Here is a 23,335-nt window from a genome sequence, read left to right on the forward strand (position 1 = left end):
CGGTCCTGATTGTTATGACCCGGAACGCTTCGCACCTCTTGCGAGGTGGGAAATGCACCGGTGCGGACCTCCTCTTCCGCCTGTCATGCGCTCTCCCGGGGATAATGATAACACGCCCGAAAAGCTTTCACAAACTGTTGATCTTGCCCGCTATTTCTATAGCGGGCAAAGCATCGTTTCAGCTGCGATCCGTGAAGCTGCGAATGCGATTGCGCACGATGCGTGCGAGATTGCGGGTCCGCTGATAAAGATGGATCTGCGATGCGGCCTGACGGGTGAGCTTGTCTGCCCCGGGGGTCAGTCCGACCACCAAGGTTTCGATGGTTTCGCGCTCGCGGAAAAGGCGCGTCATCACCGGATGGTCGGGTACGGCACAGGAATCCGTTCTGAGGATATTCGGATCGTTCAGGTGGCTTTTCGCGACTTCGATCATGAGCAGAACGCCGGGTGAAAAAGCCTGAAGGCTTTCGTCATAGGCGGTTTTCCAGGTCCATGCTTCGCCCGCGACGGTAAAGACGGTCAGGATGGCGATAACACGCCCGTCCAGCTCCAGCGTGTGGACACGCACACAATCGCGTTCGGCAAGATTATTGACCGCCTCGCGGGCGAAGGCGGCACGGAAGCGGTCGACCGCCATGGCTGTACCGCGCTTTCCTTTCCAGCCATTGGCTTCCAGCGACAGGAAATGCTCGAATGACTGCCGCACTTCGTCCGGCGTGCGATAGATACGGTGGGCGAGTTCGCCCTTTTCGGCAAGACGTCGCCACAGCCGCTGGTAGTCGCGGCGGTGTTGGCCACCGATGGCCTGCTGGATGTAGCTGTCGCCGTCGAGATCGCTCTTGAGGAAGGGACGTTCCTTTTGTTCGATGGCGACGACTGGCAGTTGGCGTCCCACCGCAACCGAGCGGATGAGCTTTGCCGCAGCCCCATTGGAGCGCATTTCGGGCAGAACCAGCACATCGGGCAGTTTGAGGTGGTCGCGCGCCAGAATATCGAACAGGTCTTCCACAACGCCGACCGGATCGTCATGGTCGATGAGCGGTGTGCCCTGCGGGCCGAATGGCGTTGACCATGCGCGGATGACCGGCGTGGATAGCGGAAGGCCGGGGCGCTCGATGGTGTAGGGCATCACAAAGCGCAGACGGCTGCGGATTTCGTTTTCGTCGCGCATGACCATGAAGCGCACTTCGCGGTCTTCCAGCCGCGGCATGGCGGGGGCCAGAAAACGGGCATTGAAGAAGACGTTCGGTTCGATGGTCCGGTTGCTTAAGTGATCCAGCTCGTCGCGCAGCTCGAAGCCAGCCGCAGCACCGTAGATCGCCAGCTTGCGCGGGATATCGCGGCTGTGCAGGCTTTCCTCCAGTTTCTTGGCGGCATCCATTACGGCGACCGTATCGGACAATTCCGAGACGATGCGGGCTGCGTTTCCGCCCGCGGATTCTTCAAGCAAAGGTTTTGCGGCCATTACAAAATACCCTCCGGGCTATTGTCTCGATCTCGGGGGATGAGAATGAACATAGCAATATGCATGGTGCGAAAGACGGCTGTGGAAAGCAGTGTTGCTTCCATCAGCATGGCGATGGCTGTCGAAATGGCCGCGCCGATCAGGCCGAAGCGTGGGATCAGCACCAGATTGAGAATGACATTGACGCCAAGCGTTACGGCATAGAGCAGGGCGCAGATATTCTGCTTGCCCGACATGTTGAGAAGGCTTTCCGCCGGTCCCACGCTGGCACGGGCGATGACGCCGATGATCAGAATGAACAGGAGCGGATAGCCTTCCGTGAAGGCCGGACCAAACAGCCGCAACAGCGGATAGCCGGTTATCAGGATGATGATGCCGAGAACGAGCGTGGGCCAGAAGGTCCAGCGGACGGAGGCCTGCGCAAAGCTTGCAAATTCCTCGCGGCTGCCGCTGTGCAACAGATCGGAATAACGCTGCGCGACGCTCGCCTTCACAGCGAAATAGACGAAATGGGCAAGCGCCATGATTTTCGTCGCGGCGAAATAGATTGCCACGTGCTCAGGATCCATCTCGCGACCGACCATCAGAACATCGACATTGATCAGCAGGAAGAAGAAGCCCTCGACGAGGAAGATCGGCAGGGCGACGGTCATCCATTCGCGTAGGCGCTGGTCGCGCCGGGCCGCCGGGATGTCTTTTTGCAGCGAGCGGTCGACCTTAAAAAACTGCCCGAGAGTGGTGATCCAGGTTGCGGCAATGGATACGCCAAGCGCTGTTGCAGCCGTCGATGGCAAGCCCGACACATGCGCCACGATCATGAACAAAAGCACGAGAAGCGGGCGCACGATATAGCTCGGCGTCAGCGCCATGGTGACCCAGGTGCGCGACCGGGCAATGCCGTCCAGCATATTGCCGAGCGTGATCATGGGCAGGCAGACGAAACCCAGTATGAATGGCACGAGGTAATAGCTGGCGATCTGATCCTTCAGCAGCCAGAGCGTGAGCGAGCCGATGAGTGCGATCATGGTTGCCGAGGTAAAGGCCAATGCGCGTCCGGCAAACAGAATGCCGCGCACCAGACCGAACATCTGGCGCTGAACATATTCCGGCACAAAGCGAATGATCGTCGTGTGCAGGCCGAAGCAGGCGAGATCGCCGATGATCACCATCGTCAGCCAGACAAGAACGAAAATGCCATATTCGAATTCGCCCATCCAGCGGGCGAGGATGACTTGCGACAGCAGCGCGATTGCCGCGCTGGCGACACGAACCGAAAAGGCGACGAGCGATGCGCGCTGCGCAGCCGCGTGCGAACCGCTATCGGTCAGCACGGAATCCAGCCGCTCCGTCACAGGACGAAGTCTGGCCGCGATGGTGCCGGGTAAAAACCGGCCCGCTGCTTCAGCTGCCGAAAACCACACGTCTTTGCCAACCCTGTTATGCGCCGCCCTTATGAATGAGCGTTTCGCCTGTTTGCGCCGGGATTTTCCCGGTCTTGTTGTCTGTTTCTTACACACCCTATCCGAAAAACGTTTCACGTTTTCGGGATGTGTCGGAATTCCGGTTATCGGTCTGATGAGAACCGATGGCAGGACCTTAGATGGGAGTTCTTTAAAAAGGGAAAAAAGAAAAATCTAGCGAAAGATTTCACGCGGAAATTGCAGGAATGGTGAGTATTTCCTGAATCCCGCGTGCTGATGCTTACTACATGATTAAAGCATCGACCGATAAGGTTGCAAAGAAAAACCCCGGCGTTTGGCGCGCCGGGGTTTTGTCCTTATTCGAAAGCACCGTGGCAGTGCTTGTATTTCTTGCCCGATCCGCACGGGCAGGCCTCGTTGCGGCTGACCTTGCCCCATGTGCGGGGATCAGCAGGGTCGCGGTCAGCTGCCGGTACGATGCGCTCATCGTGCTGGTGATCGGTCCATGCGGCATCGTCAAAATCGTTCTGCCCTGTCGTCTCGTCAATGTGACGGCCCTGCATGACAGGCAATTCCGGTTCTGGCGGGGCCTCGCGGACGATCTCAACGCGCATGAGCTGCGAGATGACCACTTCGCGCAGGTTCGCCAGCATGGCCTGGAACAGTTCGAAGGCTTCGGTCTTGTATTCGTTCAGCGGGTCGCGCTGGGCATAGCCGCGGAAACCGACAACCGAGCGCAGGTGGTCAAGATTGACCAGATGTTCGCGCCACAGATTGTCGAGCGACTGCATGATGACCGATTTTTCGACATAGGTCATGATCTGCGGTCCGAAGCGTTCGGCGCGGTCGGCTGCGGCCTTGTCGGCGGCTTCCTTGATGCGGTTCTCGAACTCTTCTTCGGCGATGCCTTCTTCCTTCGCCCATTCCTCGACCGGCAGGTCGAGATTGAGCTTGGTGACGACATCTTCCTTCAGACCGGCAATATCCCACTTTTCCGCATAGGCATCCTTGGGGATACGCAGCGCGACGATGTCCTCAATGACCTCATGGCGCATTTCTGCAACCGTTTCGGTCAGGTCCGGCTCGTCCATCATTTCCAGACGCTGTTCGAAGATCACCTTGCGTTGATCGTTCATCACGTCGTCGTATTTGAGCAGGTTCTTACGAATTTCGAAGTTGCGTGCCTCGACCTTCTTCTGAGCCTTTTCCAGCGCCTTGTTGATCCAGGGATGGACGATGGCTTCGTCTTCCTTGAGACCGAGCTTCTGCAGCATGCCGTCCATACGGTCGGAGCCGAAGATGCGCATCAGGTCGTCCTGCAGCGACAGGAAGAATTTTGAACGGCCCGGATCGCCCTGGCGGCCCGAACGGCCACGCAGCTGGTTGTCGATGCGGCGGCTTTCGTGGCGTTCGGTCGCCAGAACATAAAGCCCGCCTGCGGCAAGCGCCTTTTCTTTCAGCTGGGCGATATCGGCCTTGATCTCGGCGATCTTGGCTTCGCGCTCGGGACCTTCCGGAACGTCCGCCAGTTCCTGGCGAACGCGCATTTCCAGATTGCCGCCGAGCTGGATGTCGGTACCGCGACCCGCCATGTTGGTGGCGATGGTGACAGTGCCCGGCACGCCGGCCTGCGCGATAATGTAAGCTTCCTGCTCGTGATAGCGGGCGTTCAGGACCTGGAAGTCCTTGATGCCTTCCTTGCGCAGACGCTCGGCCAGAAGCTCCGACTTTTCGATCGAGGTCGTGCCAACGAGGATCGGCTGGCCCTTTTCGTGCGAGGCACGAATATCGCGCACGATGGCTTTGTATTTTTCCTCGACGGTGCGGTAAACTTCGTCGTCCTCGTCGATACGCTGCACAGGCAGGTTGGTCGGGATTTCGAGAACTTCGAGACCGTAAATATTGCCGAACTCTTCCGCTTCGGTCGCAGCCGTACCGGTCATGCCGGCGAGCTTGTTATACATGCGGAAATAGTTCTGGAAGGTGATCGAGGCCAGTGTCTGGTTTTCCGGCTGGATCGTCACATGTTCCTTGGCTTCCAGCGCCTGGTGCAGGCCTTCCGAATAGCGGCGGCCCGGCATCATGCGGCCGGTGAATTCGTCGATAATGACGATTTCGTCGTTGCGGACGATATAGTCCTTGTCGCGCTGGAACAGCTTGTGAGCGCGCAGCGCGTTGTTCAGATGATGAACCACGGCGACATTCTCGATGTCGTAGAGGCTTTCACCCTTCAGATGACCTGCGGCTTCCAGAAGCTTCTCGACCTTTTCGGTGCCGACTTCGGTGAAGATGGCGGTCTTCTGCTTCTCGTCGACTTCGTAATCTTCATCGGCCAGCGGCGGAATGAAAGTGTCGATGAGGTTATAAAACTCCGAGCGATCTTCCAGCGGGCCGGAAATGATCAGCGGCGTGCGCGCTTCGTCGATGAGGATCGAATCCACTTCGTCGACGATGGCGTAATTATGCGGGCGCTGCACCATCTGGGCGCGCTCATACTTCATGTTGTCGCGCAGATAATCGAAGCCGAGTTCGTTATTGGTGCCGTAGGTGATGTCGCAGGCATAGGCTTCGCGACGTTCATCGTCGTCCAGACCGTGCTTGATGACGCCGACCGTCAGACCAAGGAAATTGTAAAGACGACCCATCGTCTCCGCATCGCGGGTGGCGAGGTAGTCGTTGACCGTCACGACATGGACGCCCTTGCCCTCAAGCGCGTTGAGGTAGACGGGCAGCGTCGCCATCAGCGTCTTGCCTTCACCGGTGCGCATTTCTGCGATGCCGCGCTCATGCAGCACCATGCCGCCGATCAGCTGCACATCGAAGGGGCGCATGCCGAGCACGCGCTTGGCGGCTTCACGCGCGGTCGCAAAAGCGTCGGGCAGAATGGCGTCGAGCGTCTTTCCTTCAGCCAGTGCGGCGCGGAATTCGGCGGTCTTGGCCTGAAGCTGCTCGTTGGTGAGCGTTTCGTAATTCTTCTCAAGCGCGGTAATCTGTTGCGCACGCTGACGCAGGGTCTTTACCTGGCGGTCGTTGGATGAACCGAATATCTTGCGGGCGAGGCCGCCAAAGCTGACCATCACTGGTCCTTTCCTGTCCGTTCAGCCGGAAGCGCTTCCGGCAATGTCGAATGCTTTATTCACGCGTATTGAAACAAATGCAAGAAAAGTACACCGCTAAAGCAGCCCTTCAAGGCGCAATTTTGGCACATTTTCCCCCCGCTGCTCGCCGAGCGTCCAAACCCCGGCATATTTGCAGGGTATCGCTGGAAACACTCTGGACGCAAAGCCGAAGGACAGATAAGTGGGGCTTAGGGCGATGTCAACGTTGCTCAACAGGCCGGAAATCCCGCTCATCAGTGTCAGGGCGGCGGTGTCCGGGCCAAATTCCGCCGCATTCATCGGGCCGGTAAGCGGTCTCGAAGGAGAGAATCTCATATGAAAGCCATTCTCAAAGCCCCTTATCGCAAGGCTCTCGCTGTTCTTGCGGCATCCGTTGCCCTCGCAAGCCTCTCCGGCGCAGTTTCGTTTGCGCAGGACGCGGCGCCCAAGCCTGCGGATGCGGCACAGACTGCAGCCGCTCCGGCTGAAAAGGAAGATCCGGCAAAGGTTCTGGCAACCGTCAACGGCAAGGACATCACTGTCGGCGACGTCGATCAGGCCGCTGGCGATCTCGATCCCCAGTTTGCCCGTCTTCCGGCTGAACAGCGCCGTCTGGCAGCCCTGGCCGCGCTGATCGACATCAAGGCGATGTCGGCGGAAGCGGAAAAGCAAAAGCTCGACCAGACCGACGAATTCAAAGCCCGTCTGGCTTTCCTGCGTGAACGCGCGCTGCACAATGAATATTTCAAGGACGCCATCGTCGACAAGATCGGCGATGCCGATATCCGCGCACGCTACGACAAGGAAATTGCCGCCATGCCGCCTCAGGTCGAGGTGCGCGCGCGTCACATTCTCGTGAAGACGAAGGAAGAAGCCGAAGCCATCATCAAGAAGCTCGCCGGTGGTGCGAAGTTTGAAGATCTGGCCAAGGAAAGCTCCACCGACGGTTCCGCTGCCAATGGCGGCGACCTTGGCTACTTCACCGAAGGCCAGATGGTTCCGGAATTCGAAAAGGCGGCCTTTGCGCTCAAGCCTGGCGAATACACCAAGGAGCCGGTGCAGACCCAGTTCGGCTTCCACGTCATTCAGCTCGAAGACCGCCGCACCAAGCAGCCGCCTGCATTCGATCAGGTCAAGGAACAGATCCGTTCGATCATTCTGCGTGAGCGTTATGTTGAAACGGTCAAGAAGCTCCGCGACGCGATGAAGATCGAGTACAAAGATCCGGCCGTCGAAAAGGCGATGAAGGATGCTGCCGCCGCGCAGGATGCCGGTGATGCGGGCGACGCACCTGAAGGTGACCAGCCGCAGCAGTAAGTTTCCATCAATTGTTAAACGCCCCGGTCTTCCGGGGCGTTTTTCGTTATATCAGCTGTTTGTGCTTGATTTTGTCCCGCAAACATTTCCAATGCGCCAGAATCAAGACTATCGATGATCCATCGAACCGAACATCCTGAACCGACCCCTTTTGAGGCAACCATGTCTGCGTCCGTTTCTCCGCTCGCTCCAAAACATTATCCGTCCATGCCTGCCATTGACGGTGTGCGCATTGCTACTGCCGCTGCCGGTATCAAATATAAGGGGCGGACCGATGTGATGCTAATGGTGTTCGACCGTCCGGCGGAAGCTGCGGGCGTGTTCACCCGTTCGCTCTGCCCGTCTGCGCCGGTCGATTTCTGTCGCAAGAACCTCGTTCACGGCAAGGCGCGCGCCGTGGTGGTCAATTCGGGCAATGCCAATGCCTTTACCGGCGTCAAGGGCAAGGCTGCGACCGAGGCGACGGCAGAAGCCGCCGCAAAAGCCGTCGGCTGCGCCACGACCGATGTGTTCCTGGCTTCGACCGGTGTGATCGGCGAGCCGCTTGATGCGAGCAAATTCTCCCATCTGCTCGGCGATATGAACAAGGACGCGGTCGAGGATTTCTGGACGGAAGCCGCCAAGGCCATCATGACCACGGATACCTATCCGAAGGTCGCCACAGAAACGGTGCTGCTCGGCAAGGTTCCTGTCACGATCAACGGTATCGCCAAAGGCGCGGGCATGATCGCACCGGACATGGCGACGATGCTGTCCTTCATCGTCACCGATGCGCCGATCAAGGCCGGTGTGCTGCAAAGCCTGCTCTCGAAAGGCGCAAACAAGAGCTTCAACGCGGTGACTGTCGATAGCGACACCTCGACTTCCGACACGCTGATGCTGTTTGCAACCGGCGCTGCGGCCGGTCGTGGCGCGCCGAAGATCACTGATGTCTCCGACAAGCGCTTGAAGGAGTTCAAGAAGGCGTTGAAACGCGTTTTGAAGTCGCTGGCCTTGCAGGTCGTGCGCGACGGTGAAGGCGCACGCAAGATGATCGAAATCGAAGTGACGGGCGCCAAATCGTCCGTTTCGGCGAAGAAGATCGCGCTTTCGATTGCCAATTCGCCGCTGGTCAAGACAGCTGTGGCAGGCGAAGACGCCAATTGGGGCCGTGTCGTCATGGCTGTTGGCAAGGCTGGCGAACCAGCCGATCGCGACCGGCTCGCCATTTCTTTCGGCGATATCCGCGTTGCCTATCAAGGCGAGCGTGATCCGGCCTATTCGGAAGAAGCGACCTCCGCCTATATGAAGGGCGAGGATATCCGCATCCATGTCGATCTCGGCATCGGTCGCGGCGAAGCCACCGTCTGGACCTGCGATCTCACCAAGGAGTATGTGGCGATCAACGGCGACTATCGAAGCTAAGGCCCGAGATATTCGGGTTCCAGCGGCCTGCAAATAGCACTCTTTTGCGCTTCCGGTGCTCATGTACCTTAAAGTACACTCCGCTCCGGTTCCCAAAGAGCACTATTTTCGGCACGCTGCCCCGCCGAATCTCAACGGGCCTTTGCCGGACGACAGATGTTGAAACGCTTTCAGGAATTCCAATGACCAAACCAAGTCTTGCCATTGTCCGCCAGCTCGAAGCCGTAGGCTTCCGCGCCTGGCCTGCCACGTCGGTTCATTACGACGGAACTTGGGCAATCCGCATGACGGCAGCGCATTCCTCCAAGCGTTTGAACTCGATCAATCCGCTCGATCCGGGCGACACGCGGGATATTCCAACCCGCGTCGAGCTGGCGGCGCAGCGTTTTCGGGCCTATGGCCGCGTGCCTTGTTTCCGCCTTTCGCCGCTGGCGCCCGTCGAGCTTGAGGATTATCTCGAAGGGCTCGGCTGGAAACGCCGGGACGAAACCATCGTCATGACCTGCAATCTGACCGAGACCGACCTGTCCGGCGAGATCGACCAGATTCCGCTGAAGGATATCGGCCGTTTCGTCGATGCGTCGCTGTCCATCCACGAGCGCCCGGAAGAAATGCGCCCCGGCATGTCCGAAATTCTGGACGGCATCCGTCCGAACAAGGGCATGTTCGTGCTGGAGGCAGAAGGCCGTGCGGTGTCCGATGTGCTGTGCGTGCAGGATGGCGTCATGGCCGGCTTGTTCGATGTCGGCACCTTGCCCGAGGCGCGCCGCAAGGGCTACGGCCACAGTGTCGTCGGCTCGGCGCTCAAATGGGCTGCGAAGCTTGGCGCGAGAACGGCATGGTTGCAGATCGAAGCGGAAAATGCCCCCGGTCTTGCACTTTATGAGCGCTTCGGCTTTCAGGAAGCCTATCGTTACGCCTATCGGGAGAGCAACGAGAAATGAGCGAAGTGAAGAGCCGTCGCATTCTTTTCGTTGCGGCCTGCGCGCTGGTGGATGCCGATGGGCGGGTGCTGCTGGCGCAACGCCCGGAAGGCAAGCAGCTTGCTGGCCTGTGGGAGTTTCCCGGGGGCAAGGTCGAGCCGGGCGAAACGCCCGAAGAGACGCTGATCCGCGAATTGCAGGAAGAAATCGGCATCACGACAAAGGTGGCCTGCCTCGCGCCTTTGACTTTCGCCAGCCATACCTACGATGATTTTCATCTGCTGATGCCGCTCTATGTCTGCCGCCGTTTTGAAGGCATCGCGCGGGGCTTGGAAGGACAGGCGCTGAAATGGGTGCGCCCGAAGGATATGCGCGATTATCCGATGCCTCCCGCGGATGAACCCTTGATCCCGTTCCTGATCGATCTTCTATAGAGTTGGAGAATCGGCGCCGCTTATCCACAGCTGTGAAAAAGCTGACAATTTCTTACGATAAGGCTGGTCGGTTAATCTCTGATTCACTCCGTTGCGGCATTCTCGAATGGGAGCCGCTCCGGAGTCTGGTATCATGAGTTTCGACAACAATTATTTCAGTGCCGATCACAACGAATATGCACCCACCACTTTAACAAAAGCGGGGCGTGGTTTCCTGCGTCTGGTGCTGTTGTTTGGTTCTGCCGCTGTGGCGATGGCGCTGATTATTGTCCCGATCCTCAACGAACAGGCGGCCAAGGTTGCGGCCCAGTCCGTTCTGCCCGCTGGCGTCGACCGGACGATGACCGGCTCTATCAAGCGCGATGCAGGCAGCCAGCCCCACGGTGCTGTTCAGACCTATACTGTGCGCAAGAGCGTGCTGCAGCCCAACCCGAATTCTGTCTGCGTTATCGATGTGGACGGTAGCCATCGCGGCGATTGTTAATTACTCTTCTTCCGCTTTCTTCAAAGCGTCGGCCAGCGAGGCCTTGGCGGAGCCGGGTTTGAGCGGCTTTTGCTGCGATTCATGCGGGGCCCAGCCGGAGAGCCAGATGATCGAGAATGTGGCGCGGATGCGCCCGTCGGGATCGCTGAAGCGTTCCGCATAGATTTCCGCCGCCCGCAAGAACAGCCGTTTCGATACCGGACGGCGCGAACGGTCACGCACGATGTTCTGCATACCCATGGCGCGCAGATCGGCCATCAGGTTGAACAGCGAATCATAGCGTACCGTCACGTTTTCCACGTCTGTCACCGGCAGTGCAAAGCCCGCGCGCTGCAACAGGCCGCCGACATCGCGCACATCTGCAAACGGAAAAACGCGCGGCGATGCGCCGCCGGTCAATTCGATTTCCGCCTGCAGCAGGCTTTCACGCAATTCGCCGAGGGTTCCGCTGCCACTGAGCGCCGCCAGAAAAAGCCCGTCAGGCTTCAATGCGCGGGCAATCTGCACCATGGCGCCGGGCGTGTCATTGGTGGCGTGCAGCGCCATCAGCGAAACGATCAGGTCGGCGCTGCCCGGTTTGATCGGCAGCAGCTCTTCGTCACCGACGACGGCGGGGAAGGGACCTTTCAGGAAATCCGCATCGCGCTCAACGCGCAAAATGGTGTCTGCCTTGCCGGAGAAGGCGATGGCCTCCGCTGCGAGACCGTTATGGCCTGCAAGATCAATGGCTACCGGAAAGCGGCGCTCGACGGCATCCAGACGGTCGGCAAGGTCTTCGGCCACGCGACGCAATAGAAAATCGGCACCCGGTTCGGCGCGCCGGAAAGCGCGGCGGCGAAAGGCGAGCTGTAGGTCGCGGTCGAAGACCGCGCTTTCGGGGGCAGGCATGGAATCCGTCTTTTCTTTTGCTACGCGGCGTATAGTGTAAAGCATGTCGCGGAAAAGTGGGAACCGGTTTTCCGGCAACGACATGCGTAGAAACAAATAGATAAAGCGCGACGCGCTTTAGTCGCGGGAATAGATGCATTCGAACGGGGGCGAATGCAATGGCGGATGACGATACACCGCATCAAACCTTTTTGCGTAGGCTTTACAGCGGCGCGCAGGTAAGTGCGCGACATATGCTGCACGCGACCGCCAATCTGCTGTTTCCGGCAAGCTGTGCGGGCTGCAAGGCGCATGTCTCGCAGCCCGGCACATTATGCCCGGCCTGCTGGTCGGAGCTGCGCTTTATCGAGCGGCCTTACTGCCCGGTGCTGGGTGTGCCGTTTGGTCATGATTTTGGCGACGGCTTCCTGAGTGCGGAGGCCATTGCCGATCCGCCGCCGTTTCGTCGCGCGCGGTCGGCGGTGGTGCATCGCGGGGCAGCGCAACGCATGGCGGTGGCTTTGAAATTCCATGACCGGACCGATCTCGCGCCGTGGATGGCGCGCTGGATGCAGCGCGCGGGCCGCGAATTGCTGGAGGAATGCGAGGTTATCCTGCCGGTTCCGCTGCATCGCTGGCGCTTCTGGAGCCGTCGTTTCAACCAGTCCGCGGAGCTTGCGCGGGCGCTGGCAAAGCAGAGTGCCTTGCCCTTTGCGCCGCAAGCGCTCAATCGTATCCGGCGCACCGAGCAGCAGATCGGGCTTGGGTCGAAGGAGCGCAAGCGCAATGTGGACGGTGCTTTCCGTGTCCCGAAAGAGCAGGAAATTCACGTTCGCGGACGCCGTGTCCTGTTGATCGATGATGTCTATACGACAGGTGCGACGGTGAAGGCTGCAACACGCGCCTTGTTGCGCGGCGGGGCTAAAAGCGTCGATGTTCTGACATTCAGCCGTGTTCTGCCAGATTGAAACTTGCGGGCAAGAACAAGCCCGCACACAGCGTCGTGAAACCGGGAGGGTCTTCCAGAGCGAAGCGTTGCCGACTATATAGTGTGGCAACGAATGGAGTTTTTCATGGTTGACGTTACCATCTATACCCGCCCGGGCTGCCCCTATTGCGCTCGTGCTCTCGATCTTCTGACCCGCAAGGGCGTGGAATTCAACGAGATCAACGCAGGCGCTACGCCGGAACTGCGCGCCGAAATGCAGGAGCGGTCGGGCCGCAACACCTTCCCGCAGATTTTCGTCGGTTCGGTCCATGTCGGCGGCTGCGATGATCTCTTTGCGCTCGACGGTCAGGGCAAGCTCGATGGTCTGCTCAAGACCGGCGAACTTCACTAATTTAATCTTATAAACGGGGGAGAAACCGATGAGCACGTTCCGCGCTGCCGCACTGCAAATGCGTTCTGGCACCGATGTTGTCCGCAATATCGAGGCTTTGGAGAAACTTGTCGCGGAAGCGGCAGCGAAGGGCGCGACTTACGTGCAATCCCCCGAAATGACCGGCGCGATGATGCGTGATCGCGTGGCGTTCAAGGCAAGCCTGCGCGACGAAGCCAATGACCTTGTTTTCAAGGCCGCTTCGGCTCTGGCCGCAAAACACGGCATCTTCCTCCATATCGGTTCGACGGCCATTGATGCGGGCGACGGCCGGATTGCCAATCGCGCCGGGTTGTTTACGCCGTCGGGCGAGAAACTCGTGACCTATGACAAGATTCATATGTTCGATGTCGATCTCGACAATGGCGAAAGCTGGCGCGAATCGGCCACCTATGAACCGGGCAAGGAAACCGTCATTGCCGAGCTGCCTTTCGCCAATATTGGCATGGCGATCTGCTACGACATTCGTTTCCCGCAGCTTTTCCGTGCGCAGGCGCTGGCTGGCGCCAATGTGATCACCGGCCCCGCCGCCTTCACCAGGCAGACCGGCGAGGCGCACTGGCACATTTTGCAGCGTGCGCGGGCCATCGAAAATGGCGCATTCCTTATCTCGGCGGCGCAGGGCGGATTGCACGAGGACGGTCGTGAAACCTATGGGCATTCGATCATCGTGTCGCCCTGGGGCAAGGTGCTGGCGGAAGCTGCCCATGACGAACCGGCTGTGATCGTTGCCGATATCGACGTTGCCGAGAGCGCTGCGGCGCGCGGCAAGGTGCCGAATTTGAAGAACGCGCGCGAGTTTACCGTCAAAACGGTGACCGCTAAACAGAAAGAGGATGCATAACTCCATGATCCGCTTTTCGCTTCATTGCGATAACGGCCATGAATTCGAGGGCTGGTTCCGCGACAATGCCGATTTCGATCGGCAGTCGGAGATGAAATTCGTCTCCTGTCCGGTCTGTAATTCGCATCAGGTGCAGAAAGCCCTGATGGCGCCTGCAGTCTCCACGGGCAGGGCCAAGGAAAAGATCGCCATGGCGCTGGGCGAGGCCCAGAAGAAAGCTCTTGAGGAAATGCGCGATTTGAGCCGCAAGGTCCGCGAGAATGCGGATTATGTCGGCGACAAATTTGCTGAAGAGGCGCGCAAGATTCATTTCGGTGAAACGGAACAGCGCGGCATCTATGGCGAAGCATCGCGTGAGGATGTGCATTCACTGCTTGAAGATGGTGTCGATGTGATGCCGTTGCCGGTCTTTCCAGAAGATCAGAATTAGGTCACCTGTTCGTCATGACAGCACGGCAGGGGAGGCCGGGTGCATGAAATTGATGGAGTCCGCCTCCTTTCTGCTTCTGGCCACCGGCACCCTGCTGGGGCTTATTCTGCCTCTGGGAAAGATCGCTGCGCAGGCGGGCGTTCCACCGGCCATGTGGACCTTTCTGTTTTCCGCCAGTGCCGGCGTGATCCTGCTCGCCGTTCTGCTTTTGCGCGGAAAGAGCCTTGGTTTTTCCGGCGGGCGCGCACGCTATTATGTCTGCACCGCAATCATCTCCTATGCCTTGCCCAATCTTTTGATTCTGTCGGCGATCCCGCGTCTCGGCGCTGGTTTCACGGGAATCATGTACACGCTGTCGCCGGTCATCACCTTGGTGATTTCAATGGGTTTCGGCTTGCGCCGTCCGAATGCGCTGGGCATTGGCGGTATCGCTGTCGGCTTTATCGGCGCAATCCTTGTGGCGCTGACACGCGGTGAGGTCGGCAAGCCCGCCGATCCGCTCTGGATTGCGGCCGCCTTGCTCATTCCGGTGTTTCTCGCCTGCGGCAACGTCTATCGCACGCTCGACTGGCCGAAAAATTCCGATCCGACGGAGCTTGCGGCAGGCAGTCATCTGGCTTCCGCCATTATGCTCTTTGCGGGGATTTTACTGTTCACTGGCGGATTTCCGGTTGAGACATTTGCGCTTGCCCCATGGGCTGCGACTGCGCAGGCCATTGCATCGGCGGGAATGTTCGCGCTGTTCTTCCGGCTGCAGGCGGTCGGCGGGCCGGTTTATCTCAGCCAGATCGGCTATGTGGCCGCAGCGCTCGGTCTCATTTCCGGCACGCTGTTTCTGGGCGAGCATTATCCGTTGCTCACCTGGATCGGTGCTGTCGTCATCGCGATTGGTGTGGCGATGACAACCAGAGCACAAAAAGGATAGTTACTCTGGCCGCTCGGCCAGCACCATGTAGTTCACATCCGTATCGCGGGAGCGGCTCCAGCTGTCGGCAAGCGGATTATAGGTCACGCCCAGCTTGTCGATGAGGCGCAGTCCGCCTTTGGCAAGGGCGGATTCGAGTTCTTCTGGGCGCACCAGCTTTTCATATTGATGCGTGCCGCGCGGCAGCCAGCGCAGCACATATTCCGCACCGATGATCGCCAGACCATAGGCTTTCAGGGTGCGGTTGATGGTGGCGACGAACATCAGCCCACCCGGCTTCACCATTTCGCTGGTCGCGGATATGAACAGATCGACGTCTGAAACATGCTCGACCACTTCCATGTTCAAAACCACGTCGAACTTCTCGCCAGCCTCGGCCAGAGCTTCCGCCGTCGTGGCGCGATAATCCACGTCGACGCCGCTTTGTGCAGCGTGGATTTTCGCAACCTCGATATTGGTTGTCGAGGCATCCGCGCCGATCACGGTTGCACCGAGACGCGCCATCGGCTCGCAAAGAAGACCGCCGCCGCAACCGATATCGAGCAGGCGCAATCCTTCAAAAGGGCGCGGCGTATTCGGATCGCGATTGAATTTGGCGCAGATTTTTTCCTTGATATAGGCAAGGCGTGTAGGGTTGAACTTGTGCAGCGGGCGGAACTTGCCCTGCGGGTTCCACCATTCCGCGGCAATGCGCGAGAAATGCTCGATCTCGGAAGCGTCGATGGTGGTGCGGGCCGTCTCGGTCATTTCATTCTCCAGCTGCGGAAGCGTGCCGTTCTGCTCTCAAGGTAGCGCTTCAAAGTCAAGCTGCAAATCAAATTCCGGCATTCCAGCGCTGAACAGAATGTTCTTGCGAATCGCAGCCTTGCAGAACCGTGACATATTAGTTATGTGACCACGGGTTTGCCTGCCGCAACATTATGAGTTTTGGGCAGGTGAGAGTGTAATTTTCAAAATAGCGGGACGTATCCTTAAATGGCGCGCATCGTGATGAAATTCGGCGGCACTTCGGTGGCCGATCTGGAACGCATCTATAATGTGGCGCGCCACGTCAAACGCGAGGTCGAGGCGGGCAATCAGGTTGCTGTTGTCGTCTCGGCCATGTCCGGCAAGACCAATGAGCTGGTCAACTGGGTGCAGAACATGCCGAAGGTATGTGGCGCCAGTTCGCCTTTCTACGATGCGCGCGAATATGACACCATCGTCGCTTCCGGCGAGCAGGTGACGAGCGGCCTTCTGGCCATTGCGCTTCAGTCGATCGGTGTCGATGCGCGTTCGTGGCAGGGCTGGCAGATTCAGATTAAGACCGACAATGCGCACGGCGCGGCCCGTATTCAGGAGATTGACGGTTCGGAAATCATCCGTCGCATGGAAATGGGGCAGGTCGCTGTCGTGGCCGGCTTCCAGGGTATCGGCCCGGACAACCGCATTGCGACGCTCGGACGCGGCGGTTCGGATACCTCGGCTGTGGCTGTCGCCGCCGCGGTGAAGGCTGATCGCTGCGATATCTATACCGATGTAGACGGTGTCTACACGACCGATCCGCGCATCGAGCCGAAGGCGCGCCGCCTGCCAAAGATCTCCTTTGAAGAAATGCTGGAAATGGCTTCGCTCGGAGCGAAGGTTTTGCAGGTGCGCTCGGTCGAACTCGCCATGGTGCACAAGGTACGCACTTTTGTGCGCTCGAGCTTTACGGACCCCGATGCGCCGGGCATGGGTGATCCGATCAACCCGCCCGGAACGCTTATTTGCGACGAGGATGAAATCGTGGAACAGCAGACCGTCACAGGCATCGCCTTTGCGAAAGATGAGGCTCAGATTTCGTTGCGCCGCGTGGCCGACCGACCGGGCGTGTCGGCAGCCATTTTCGGCCCGCTTGCCGAGGAACATATCAATGTCGATATGATCGTCCAGAACGTGTCGGAAGACGGTTCCAAGACCGACATGACCTTCACGATCCCGACCGGCGATATCGACAAGGCGCTGCGCGTTCTGGATAACGTCAAGGGTGAAATCGGCTTCGACAACATCCAGTCGGAAACGGGTCTGGCTAAGATTTCCGTGATCGGCATCGGCATGCGCAGCCATGCGGGCGTTGCCGCCATCGCCTTCAAGGCGCTGGCCGAAAAGGGCATCAACATTCGCGCCATCACGACGTCGGAAATCAAGATCTCGATCCTGATCGATGGTCCTTACGCGGAACTGGCCGTGCGCACGCTGCACGCCGTCTACGGTCTCGATAAATCGTAATCAGCTGAACACTGATATTAAGCCGGCATAAAACCCGGCTTTTATTAAACCGTTTTGAAACAAGGCCGCGTCCGTAAACGGTTCGCGGCATTTTTTCGTTCCGGAACCTGGCATAATTTCTGCTTAAAGCACTAGACGGCAGTGTCAAAAATGCTCACAAAGGGGTTGGCGTAACGCGTCGCGGGCGGGTAATGGGAATCGGTCGGCGAAAGCGGGCCACCAGTCCGAACGGCTTTCGGTAGTACGGAGCAAGCAAAGCCGTTTTCTCTTTATTCGCCGCAGTTCGCACGGAAAGCCGCTTCACCTCGGTGCCGAAACTGCACAAGAGGAGTGTCCGACGATCATGCGCGATCAGACAACCGGTCCCCGCGTTCTGCTGAAGCGGCTGCGCGAATTGATGGCTGAGCCGCTTGAGCCGCAGCCGCGCCTTGACCGGATCGTCCGTGAAATCGCGCAAAATATGGTCGCGGAAGTCTGCTCCTTTTATGTGCTTCGCGCTGACGGCGTTCTCGAACTCTATGCCACTGAAGGCCTCAACCCGCAGGCGGTTCACCTCGCGCAATTGCGTCTGGGGCAGGGTCTTGTCGGCACTATTGCCGCGAGCGCGCGTCCGTTGAACCTCACCGATGCGCAAAGCCACCCGGCCTTCGCCTATCTGCCGGAAACGGGCGAAGAAGTGTATAATTCCTTCCTCGGCGTTCCGGTGCTGCGCGCTGGTCGCACCATGGGCGTTCTCGTCGTGCAGAACCGCACCAAACGCGCCTATCGTGAAGACGAAGTCGAAGCGCTGGAAACGACAGCCATGGTGCTTGCCGAAATCATTGCATCCGGCGACGGGTTGAAGCTCGTGCGTCCCGGTATCGATCTCGATATGGGCCGTCCGATGAGCGTGACCGGCGCTGCCTTCAATGACGGCATCGGTCTTGGTCATGTCGTGCTGCACGAGCCGCGCATCGTCGTGACCAATCTCTTCAATGAGGATAGCCAGGCCGAGCTTGCCCGTCTCGATCAGGCGTTGGGCTCCTTACGCATTTCCATCGATGACATGCTTTCGCGGCGCGATGTGGCCATTGAGGGCGAGCATCGCGAAGTGCTGGAAGCCTATCGGATGTTTGCGCATGATCGCGGCTGGGTGCGGCGTCTGGAAGAAGCGATCCATAATGGTCTGACCGCAGAAGCCGCGGTCGAGAAGGTGCAGAGCGACACGCGCGCGCGGATGATGCATCTGACCGATCCCTATATGCGCGAGCGCCTGTCGGATTTCGACGATCTCGCCAACCGTCTGCTGCGCCAGCTGATGGGCCGCGACATCAAGACGATGGCCGAATCGCTGGTCAAGGATGCGATCATCGTGGCGCGTTCCATGGGCGCAGCCGAATTGCTGGACTATCCGCGTGAGCGTTTGCGCGGCGTGGTGCTGGAAGACGGCGCCGCTACCAGCCATGTGGTGATCGTGGCGCGCGCCATGGGCATTCCCGTCGTGGGACAGGCCAAGGGCGCTGTTTCCATGGCTGAAAACAACGATGCCGCCATCGTCGATGGTGACGAAGGCATCGTGCATCTGCGCCCTCAGTCAGATGTCGAATCGGCCTATGCGGAAAAGGTTCGGTTCCGCGCCCGGCGTCAGGCGCATTATCGCGAATTGCGCGACAAGCCTGCCTTGACCAAGGACGGTGTGGATGTTTCGCTTCTAATGAATGCCGGCCTTCTGGTCGACCTACCGCAGCTTGCGGCATCAGGCGCGTCGGGCATCGGCCTGTTCCGCACCGAGCTGCAGTTCATGGTCGCTTCCACTTTCCCACGGGCCGAGCAGCAGGAGCGGCTTTATCGTTCAGTCATGGAAGCATCCGGCGACAAGCCGGTCACTTTCCGCACGCTCGACATTGGCGGTGACAAGGTGCTGCCTTACTTCAGCGCATCGGCGCAGGAAGAAAATCCGGCGCTTGGCTGGCGCGCCATCCGCCTCACGCTTGACCGCCCGGGCCTGCTGCGCACGCAGTTGCGCGCGCTTTTGAAAGCGGCGGGCGGGCGCGAATTGAAGCTCATGCTGCCGATGGTGACGGAAGTTGCCGAGGTGAAGGCCGCGCGCGAGATCATCGAACGCGAGGTTCGCCATCTGTCGCGGTTTGCACATGCGTTGCCGACACGGATGAAGCTTGGCGCGATGGTGGAAGTTCCAGCCCTGTTGTGGCAGCTGGACGAGCTGATGACGGCGGTTGATTTCGTCTCCGTCGGCTCCAACGATCTGTTCCAGTTCCTGATGGCGGTGGATCGCGGTAACTCGCTGATTTCCGGTCGTTTCGACCAGCTTTCTCCGGCCTTCCTGCGGACGCTGCGTCATATTGTCGATACCGGCAACCGGCACAACACGCCGGTCACGCTCTGCGGTGAAATGGCGGGACGTCCGCTGACGGCCATGACGCTGATCGGCCTTGGTTTCCGCTCCATCTCTATGTCGGCTGCGGCCATCGGCCCGGTTAAGGCGATGCTCGGCGCGCTGGATACAACGAAGCTGAATGCGCTTCTCAATGAAGAGCTGGACAAGCCGAATGTCGCGCATTCGCTGCGCGAACTGATGCTTCGATTTGCAGAAGACAACGATATTCCGTTATAGCAAGGCAAATTGCATAGAATGACCGGGTGTGGCGCGGGACGCGGCGCGCCCGGTTTCGCACATTTGCATTCGGACGATGACTTTTTAGGACATGATATGATCGCATTGCCGCAGGACCGGATGGACCAGCTCTTGAAGCGGTTCTCGATGATCGAAAGCCAGATGGCCGACAATCCGGATTCGGAAACCTATGTGAAGCTTGCTTCCGAATATTCTGAATTGCAGGAAGTCGTCGGCAAGATTCGCGAATTGAGCGATGCGCGCACTGAGGCGAAAGATCTGGCTGCGATGCGCGACGATGCATCGACGGATGCGGATATGCGCGCATTGGCTGTCGAGGAATTGCCGGAAGTCGAAAAGCGAGTCGAGACGCTGGAGCAGGAAGTACAGATTCTGCTTCTGCCCAAGGACGCGGCGGACGAGAAGAACGCCATTCTCGAAATTCGCGCCGGTACGGGTGGACTGGAAGCCGCGCTTTTCGCGGGCGATCTCTTCCGCATGTATGAGCGCTATGCCAGCGAAAAGGGCTGGCGTGTCGAACTGGTCTCGGCCAGCGAAGGCGATGCGGGCGGCTATAAGGAAATCATCGCGACGGTTTCCGGCAAGGGCGTGTTCTCGAAGATGAAGTTCGAATCGGGTGTGCATCGTGTGCAGCGCGTACCGGAAACCGAAGCTGGCGGGCGTATTCATACATCGGCTGCGACGGTTGCGGTGCTGCCAGAAGCCGAAGACATCGATATCGAGATCCGCAACGAGGATATCCGCATCGATACGATGCGTGCATCGGGCGCTGGCGGACAGCACGTCAACACGACCGACTCGGCGGTGCGCATCACCCATATCCCCACCGGCATCATGGTGGTTCAGGCGGAAAAATCCCAGCACCAGAACCGCGCCCGCGCCATGCAGATCCTGCGTGCCCGCCTTTATGACATGGAGCGTCAGAAGGCTGAAAGCGAACGCTCCGAGGCGCGCCGCAGCCAGGTCGGCTCCGGCGACCGTTCGGAACGCATCCGTACCTATAATTTCCCGCAGGGCCGCGTCACCGATCACCGGATCAACCTGACGCTCTACAAGCTCGACCGCGTGATGGAAGGCGATCTCGACGAACTGGTCGATGCGCTGATTTCTGATCACCAGACAGCGCTTCTGACCGAACTGGGCGCCTGAGCGTGAGCGGCGAGCGTCTTGACATTCTGGCAGCACAGGCGCGACGGCAGTTGCGCGATGCCGGGCTGGAAACGCCCGATCTCGATGCGCGCCTGCTCCTCGAATGGGCGACGGGCGCGACACGGCTGGATCTGATTTCCGCGCCGGACCGGCTGATCGACGCGGAGCGTGTCGAGACCTTGCGCGCGGCACTGGAACGCCGCGCGAAAGGCGAACCGGTGCATCGCATTATCGGTGTTCGAGAATTTTACGGCCTGCCATTCCGGCTTTCTCCAGAAACACTCGAACCGCGACCGGATACGGAAGCGCTGGTGGAGCTGGTCATTCCGCCGTTGGAAGCGCTGATCAAAAAGCATGGTATAGCCGAACTTCTCGATATGGGCACGGGCACCGGCGCGATTGTGATCTCGCTCCTGCACCGCTTCGAGGCATTGCATGGCATTGGTCTCGATGTATCGGAAGGCGCGCTGGCGACGGCGCGAATCAATGCTGCACTCAACGATGTGAGCCAGCGTTTCGCCGCCCTGCGGAGCGACTGGTTCGCCGCTATCAGCGGACGGTTTCATATGATCGTCTCAAACCCGCCCTATATTCCGCATGAAGATATTGCCGGTCTGTCGCGTGAAGTGCGCGAGCATGATCCTCTTGCGGCACTGGATGGCGGCCAGGATGGACTGGATTTTTACCGGGCCCTTGCAGAACAGGCAGTAGAGTACCTATATGATGGTGGTATGGTTGCCGTAGAAATCGGCGCCGGACAATTCCAGGATGTAAAAGCGCTGTTCGAGCAAGCGGGTTTTGAACTCGCAAACGATGCGCGTGATCTGGGCGGCTATAGAAGGGCCATGCTTTTTGCGCAAAAATCATAAACGAAATTTTGATACCCAACGGCGCGAAAAAACACTTGGAATTTGCCGCGAAGCCGTTTAGTTTCCGGCCACCGTATACAGCCAGAATGGTTTTGCCCGCTTTTTGAGGGCCGTGGCGGAAATGCTCCATGACGATTTGAGGTCATGCTCTCCTGGGGTTTCAGCCTTTGGAGATGGCTCGTACGGAAGTACACGACTTTCAGGCATGGTCCCGAAGAGCGATGCTTTTCGGAATGGGCCTTGCACGATGCAACCGTCAGGTTCCGGTCGTCCAATGGATATGCGGAGCCGAGAAGCATGTCGCGGAAAAGTGGGGACCGGTTTTCCGGGAACGACATGCATAAAAGCAACCCTTAATGTGCGTCACGCGAACAGTAAGAAATGCGATGCGCTTTAAGATTAGTCGATGTGTAGGAAGTTTTAGGGCGTGCTTCCTCCATGGCTCAATAGCAAGAAACAGGCGGCTTTTTTCGTCGCAACGTTTCTGCGCCCTTTAATCTGAAAAGAGATGAATATGAGGCCAGCACAGCAGAACAGGCGTATGCGCGGACGGGGGAATAACAACAATAATAATAACAATAACCGCAAGGGCCCCAATCCTCTGTCGCGTAATTATGAAAGCAACGGACCTGACGTAAAGATCCGTGGCAATGCGCAACATATTGCAGAAAAATATTCGACCCTCGCACGGGACGCGCAAGCTTCTGGCGACCGGGTTATGGCAGAAAACTATCTTCAGCACGCTGAACATTACAATCGCATCATCATGGCTGCCATGGCACAGAACCCGGTGCCATTCCAACGCGAAGAAACCTTCGACGATGACGGCGCTGATGACGACGATACCGGCTTTACGCCAGCAGTCGCCGTCGAACCGCGTCCGGTAAGCGGTTCCGGTCCGCAGCCGGTCATCGAAGGCACGCCTGCCGAAGTCATTTACGGCGAGGAAAGCGGCGAAAGCCGTCAGCCGCGTGAACGCGACAATCGTGATCGTCGCCTTGGCCGGGGACGACGCCCGCAGCGCGAACGCTTCAATGCCGAAGAGCGCCCTGAAGCACAGGCCGGTGAAGCAGGTGAACAGCCGGTCGTAGAAGCTCCAGTGGAAAAACAGGAACCAGCTCCGGTCGCCCGGGCTCCAAAGGCTGCACCAGTGGCCGCGGAAGCCGCACCCGTTGAGGCTCCAGTGGAAGCACCTGTCGAAGCGAAGGCCGATGAGGAAGCTACACCGCGTCGCGCTACCCGCCGTCCGGGTCGTCCGCGCCGTGTCGCGAAGGATGCGGGCAGCGATACGCCAGCAACGGAACCGGTCGATTCCGACGCATAAGCGTTTCCACATATGATTTAAAAATGGCGCGGTTTTCCGCGCCATTTTTATTTGGTCGCGCCTGCATTGCCCACCCTTGCCGAAAGGCGGTCATAGTCCCATATCCTGTCTTGGAAA

Annotated in this window: 20 protein-coding genes; 15 read left to right on the forward strand and 5 right to left on the reverse strand. The window is 58.8% G+C overall.

Annotated elements, in window-relative coordinates:
- Window positions 1-178: 178 nt before the first annotated feature.
- The 3 genes from bspF to secA all read right to left on the reverse strand — a co-directional run bounded on the left by bspF (window position 179) and on the right by secA (window position 5,963).
- The gene (gene bspF, locus JAU75_RS20055; protein WP_199058211.1) at window positions 179-1,465 is read right to left on the reverse strand and encodes a type IV secretion system effector crotonyl transferase BspF; all 1,287 of its coding nucleotides are present in this window, start codon (window positions 1,463-1,465) and stop codon (window positions 179-181) included.
- Entirely contained in the window at window positions 1,465-2,886 is a 1,422-nt protein-coding gene (locus tag JAU75_RS20060; RefSeq protein ID WP_199058213.1) for a lipopolysaccharide biosynthesis protein, read from the reverse strand. Before JAU75_RS20060 ends, bspF begins: the two co-directional genes overlap by 1 nt.
- 356 nt (window positions 2,887-3,242) lie before the next feature.
- Window positions 3,243-5,963 (reverse strand): preprotein translocase subunit SecA, encoded by a 2,721-nt coding sequence (gene secA, locus JAU75_RS20065; protein WP_199058257.1) that lies wholly within the window; start codon window positions 5,961-5,963, stop codon window positions 3,243-3,245.
- A 357-nt stretch (window positions 5,964-6,320) separates the two neighbouring features.
- Here secA and JAU75_RS20070 point away from each other — a divergent pair, with 357 nt between their 5' ends.
- The 5 genes from JAU75_RS20070 (at window position 6,321) to JAU75_RS20090 (ending at window position 10,546) form a co-directional block, all read left to right on the forward strand.
- Window positions 6,321-7,301, forward strand: coding sequence for a peptidylprolyl isomerase (locus tag JAU75_RS20070; protein WP_199058215.1), 981 nt, complete (start codon window positions 6,321-6,323; stop codon window positions 7,299-7,301).
- Window positions 7,302-7,463: 162 nt separating this feature from the next.
- Window positions 7,464-8,705 (forward strand): bifunctional glutamate N-acetyltransferase/amino-acid acetyltransferase ArgJ, encoded by a 1,242-nt coding sequence (gene argJ / locus JAU75_RS20075; RefSeq protein WP_199058217.1) that lies wholly within the window; start codon window positions 7,464-7,466, stop codon window positions 8,703-8,705.
- Window positions 8,706-8,887: 182 nt separating this feature from the next.
- Window positions 8,888-9,649, forward strand: coding sequence for a GNAT family N-acetyltransferase (locus JAU75_RS20080; protein WP_199058219.1), 762 nt, complete (start codon window positions 8,888-8,890; stop codon window positions 9,647-9,649).
- Window positions 9,646-10,062 (forward strand): 8-oxo-dGTP diphosphatase MutT, encoded by a 417-nt coding sequence (gene mutT, locus JAU75_RS20085; protein ID WP_199058221.1) that lies wholly within the window; start codon window positions 9,646-9,648, stop codon window positions 10,060-10,062. Before JAU75_RS20080 ends, mutT begins: the two co-directional genes overlap by 4 nt.
- Window positions 10,063-10,195: 133 nt before the next feature.
- The gene (locus JAU75_RS20090; protein ID WP_199058222.1) at window positions 10,196-10,546 is read left to right on the forward strand and encodes a hypothetical protein; all 351 of its coding nucleotides are present in this window, start codon (window positions 10,196-10,198) and stop codon (window positions 10,544-10,546) included.
- Here the strand turns inward: JAU75_RS20090 and JAU75_RS20095 are convergent, their stop codons facing one another.
- A complete protein-coding gene (locus JAU75_RS20095) occupies window positions 10,547-11,434 on the reverse strand; it encodes a methyltransferase domain-containing protein (RefSeq protein WP_199058223.1) in 888 nt (295 codons plus the stop codon).
- Window positions 11,435-11,592: 158 nt separating this feature from the next.
- On the opposite strand from JAU75_RS20095, the gene JAU75_RS20100 reads away from it, so the two are divergent.
- The 5 genes from JAU75_RS20100 (at window position 11,593) to JAU75_RS20120 (ending at window position 14,991) form a co-directional block, all read left to right on the forward strand.
- Window positions 11,593-12,381: a ComF family protein gene (locus tag JAU75_RS20100; protein WP_199058225.1), complete on the forward strand. Its 789-nt coding sequence runs from the start codon at window positions 11,593-11,595 to the stop codon at window positions 12,379-12,381.
- Window positions 12,382-12,486: 105 nt separating this feature from the next.
- Window positions 12,487-12,753 (forward strand): glutaredoxin 3, encoded by a 267-nt coding sequence (gene grxC, locus JAU75_RS20105; protein WP_199058227.1) that lies wholly within the window; start codon window positions 12,487-12,489, stop codon window positions 12,751-12,753.
- 28 nt (window positions 12,754-12,781) lie between these two features.
- Complete coding sequence (locus JAU75_RS20110) at window positions 12,782-13,636, forward strand: carbon-nitrogen hydrolase family protein (protein WP_199058229.1); 855 nt, start codon at window positions 12,782-12,784, stop codon at window positions 13,634-13,636.
- A 4-nt stretch (window positions 13,637-13,640) separates the two neighbouring features.
- On the forward strand, window positions 13,641-14,066 hold the full coding sequence (locus JAU75_RS20115) for a DUF1178 family protein (RefSeq protein WP_199058230.1): 426 nt from the start codon (window positions 13,641-13,643) through the stop codon (window positions 14,064-14,066).
- A 43-nt stretch (window positions 14,067-14,109) separates the two neighbouring features.
- Window positions 14,110-14,991 carry a DMT family transporter gene (locus JAU75_RS20120; RefSeq protein WP_199058232.1) on the forward strand — a complete coding sequence of 294 codons (882 nt, stop codon included), beginning with the start codon at window positions 14,110-14,112 and terminating at the stop codon, window positions 14,989-14,991.
- Here the strand turns inward: JAU75_RS20120 and ubiG are convergent, their stop codons facing one another.
- Complete coding sequence (ubiG, locus tag JAU75_RS20125) at window positions 14,992-15,738, reverse strand: bifunctional 2-polyprenyl-6-hydroxyphenol methylase/3-demethylubiquinol 3-O-methyltransferase UbiG (protein ID WP_199058234.1); 747 nt, start codon at window positions 15,736-15,738, stop codon at window positions 14,992-14,994.
- A gap of 228 nt (window positions 15,739-15,966) precedes the next feature.
- Here ubiG and JAU75_RS20130 point away from each other — a divergent pair, with 228 nt between their 5' ends.
- The 5 genes from JAU75_RS20130 to JAU75_RS20150 all read left to right on the forward strand — a co-directional run bounded on the left by JAU75_RS20130 (window position 15,967) and on the right by JAU75_RS20150 (window position 23,218).
- Complete coding sequence (locus JAU75_RS20130; protein WP_199058236.1) at window positions 15,967-17,241, forward strand: aspartate kinase; 1,275 nt, start codon at window positions 15,967-15,969, stop codon at window positions 17,239-17,241.
- A 343-nt stretch (window positions 17,242-17,584) separates the two neighbouring features.
- Window positions 17,585-19,855 (forward strand): phosphoenolpyruvate--protein phosphotransferase, encoded by a 2,271-nt coding sequence (ptsP, locus tag JAU75_RS20135; RefSeq protein ID WP_199058238.1) that lies wholly within the window; start codon window positions 17,585-17,587, stop codon window positions 19,853-19,855.
- A gap of 96 nt (window positions 19,856-19,951) precedes the next feature.
- Complete coding sequence (prfA, locus tag JAU75_RS20140; RefSeq protein ID WP_199058239.1) at window positions 19,952-21,025, forward strand: peptide chain release factor 1; 1,074 nt, start codon at window positions 19,952-19,954, stop codon at window positions 21,023-21,025.
- Between the two features lie 2 nt (window positions 21,026-21,027).
- A complete protein-coding gene (prmC, locus tag JAU75_RS20145) occupies window positions 21,028-21,894 on the forward strand; it encodes a peptide chain release factor N(5)-glutamine methyltransferase (protein WP_199058240.1) in 867 nt (288 codons plus the stop codon).
- Window positions 21,895-22,408: 514 nt separating this feature from the next.
- Complete coding sequence (locus JAU75_RS20150) at window positions 22,409-23,218, forward strand: DUF4167 domain-containing protein (RefSeq protein WP_199058242.1); 810 nt, start codon at window positions 22,409-22,411, stop codon at window positions 23,216-23,218.
- Window positions 23,219-23,335: the final 117 nt, after the last annotated feature.

The sequence above is a fragment of the Ochrobactrum sp. Q0168 genome, from assembly GCF_016427605.1.
Classification (GTDB): Bacteria; Pseudomonadota; Alphaproteobacteria; order Rhizobiales; family Rhizobiaceae; genus Brucella.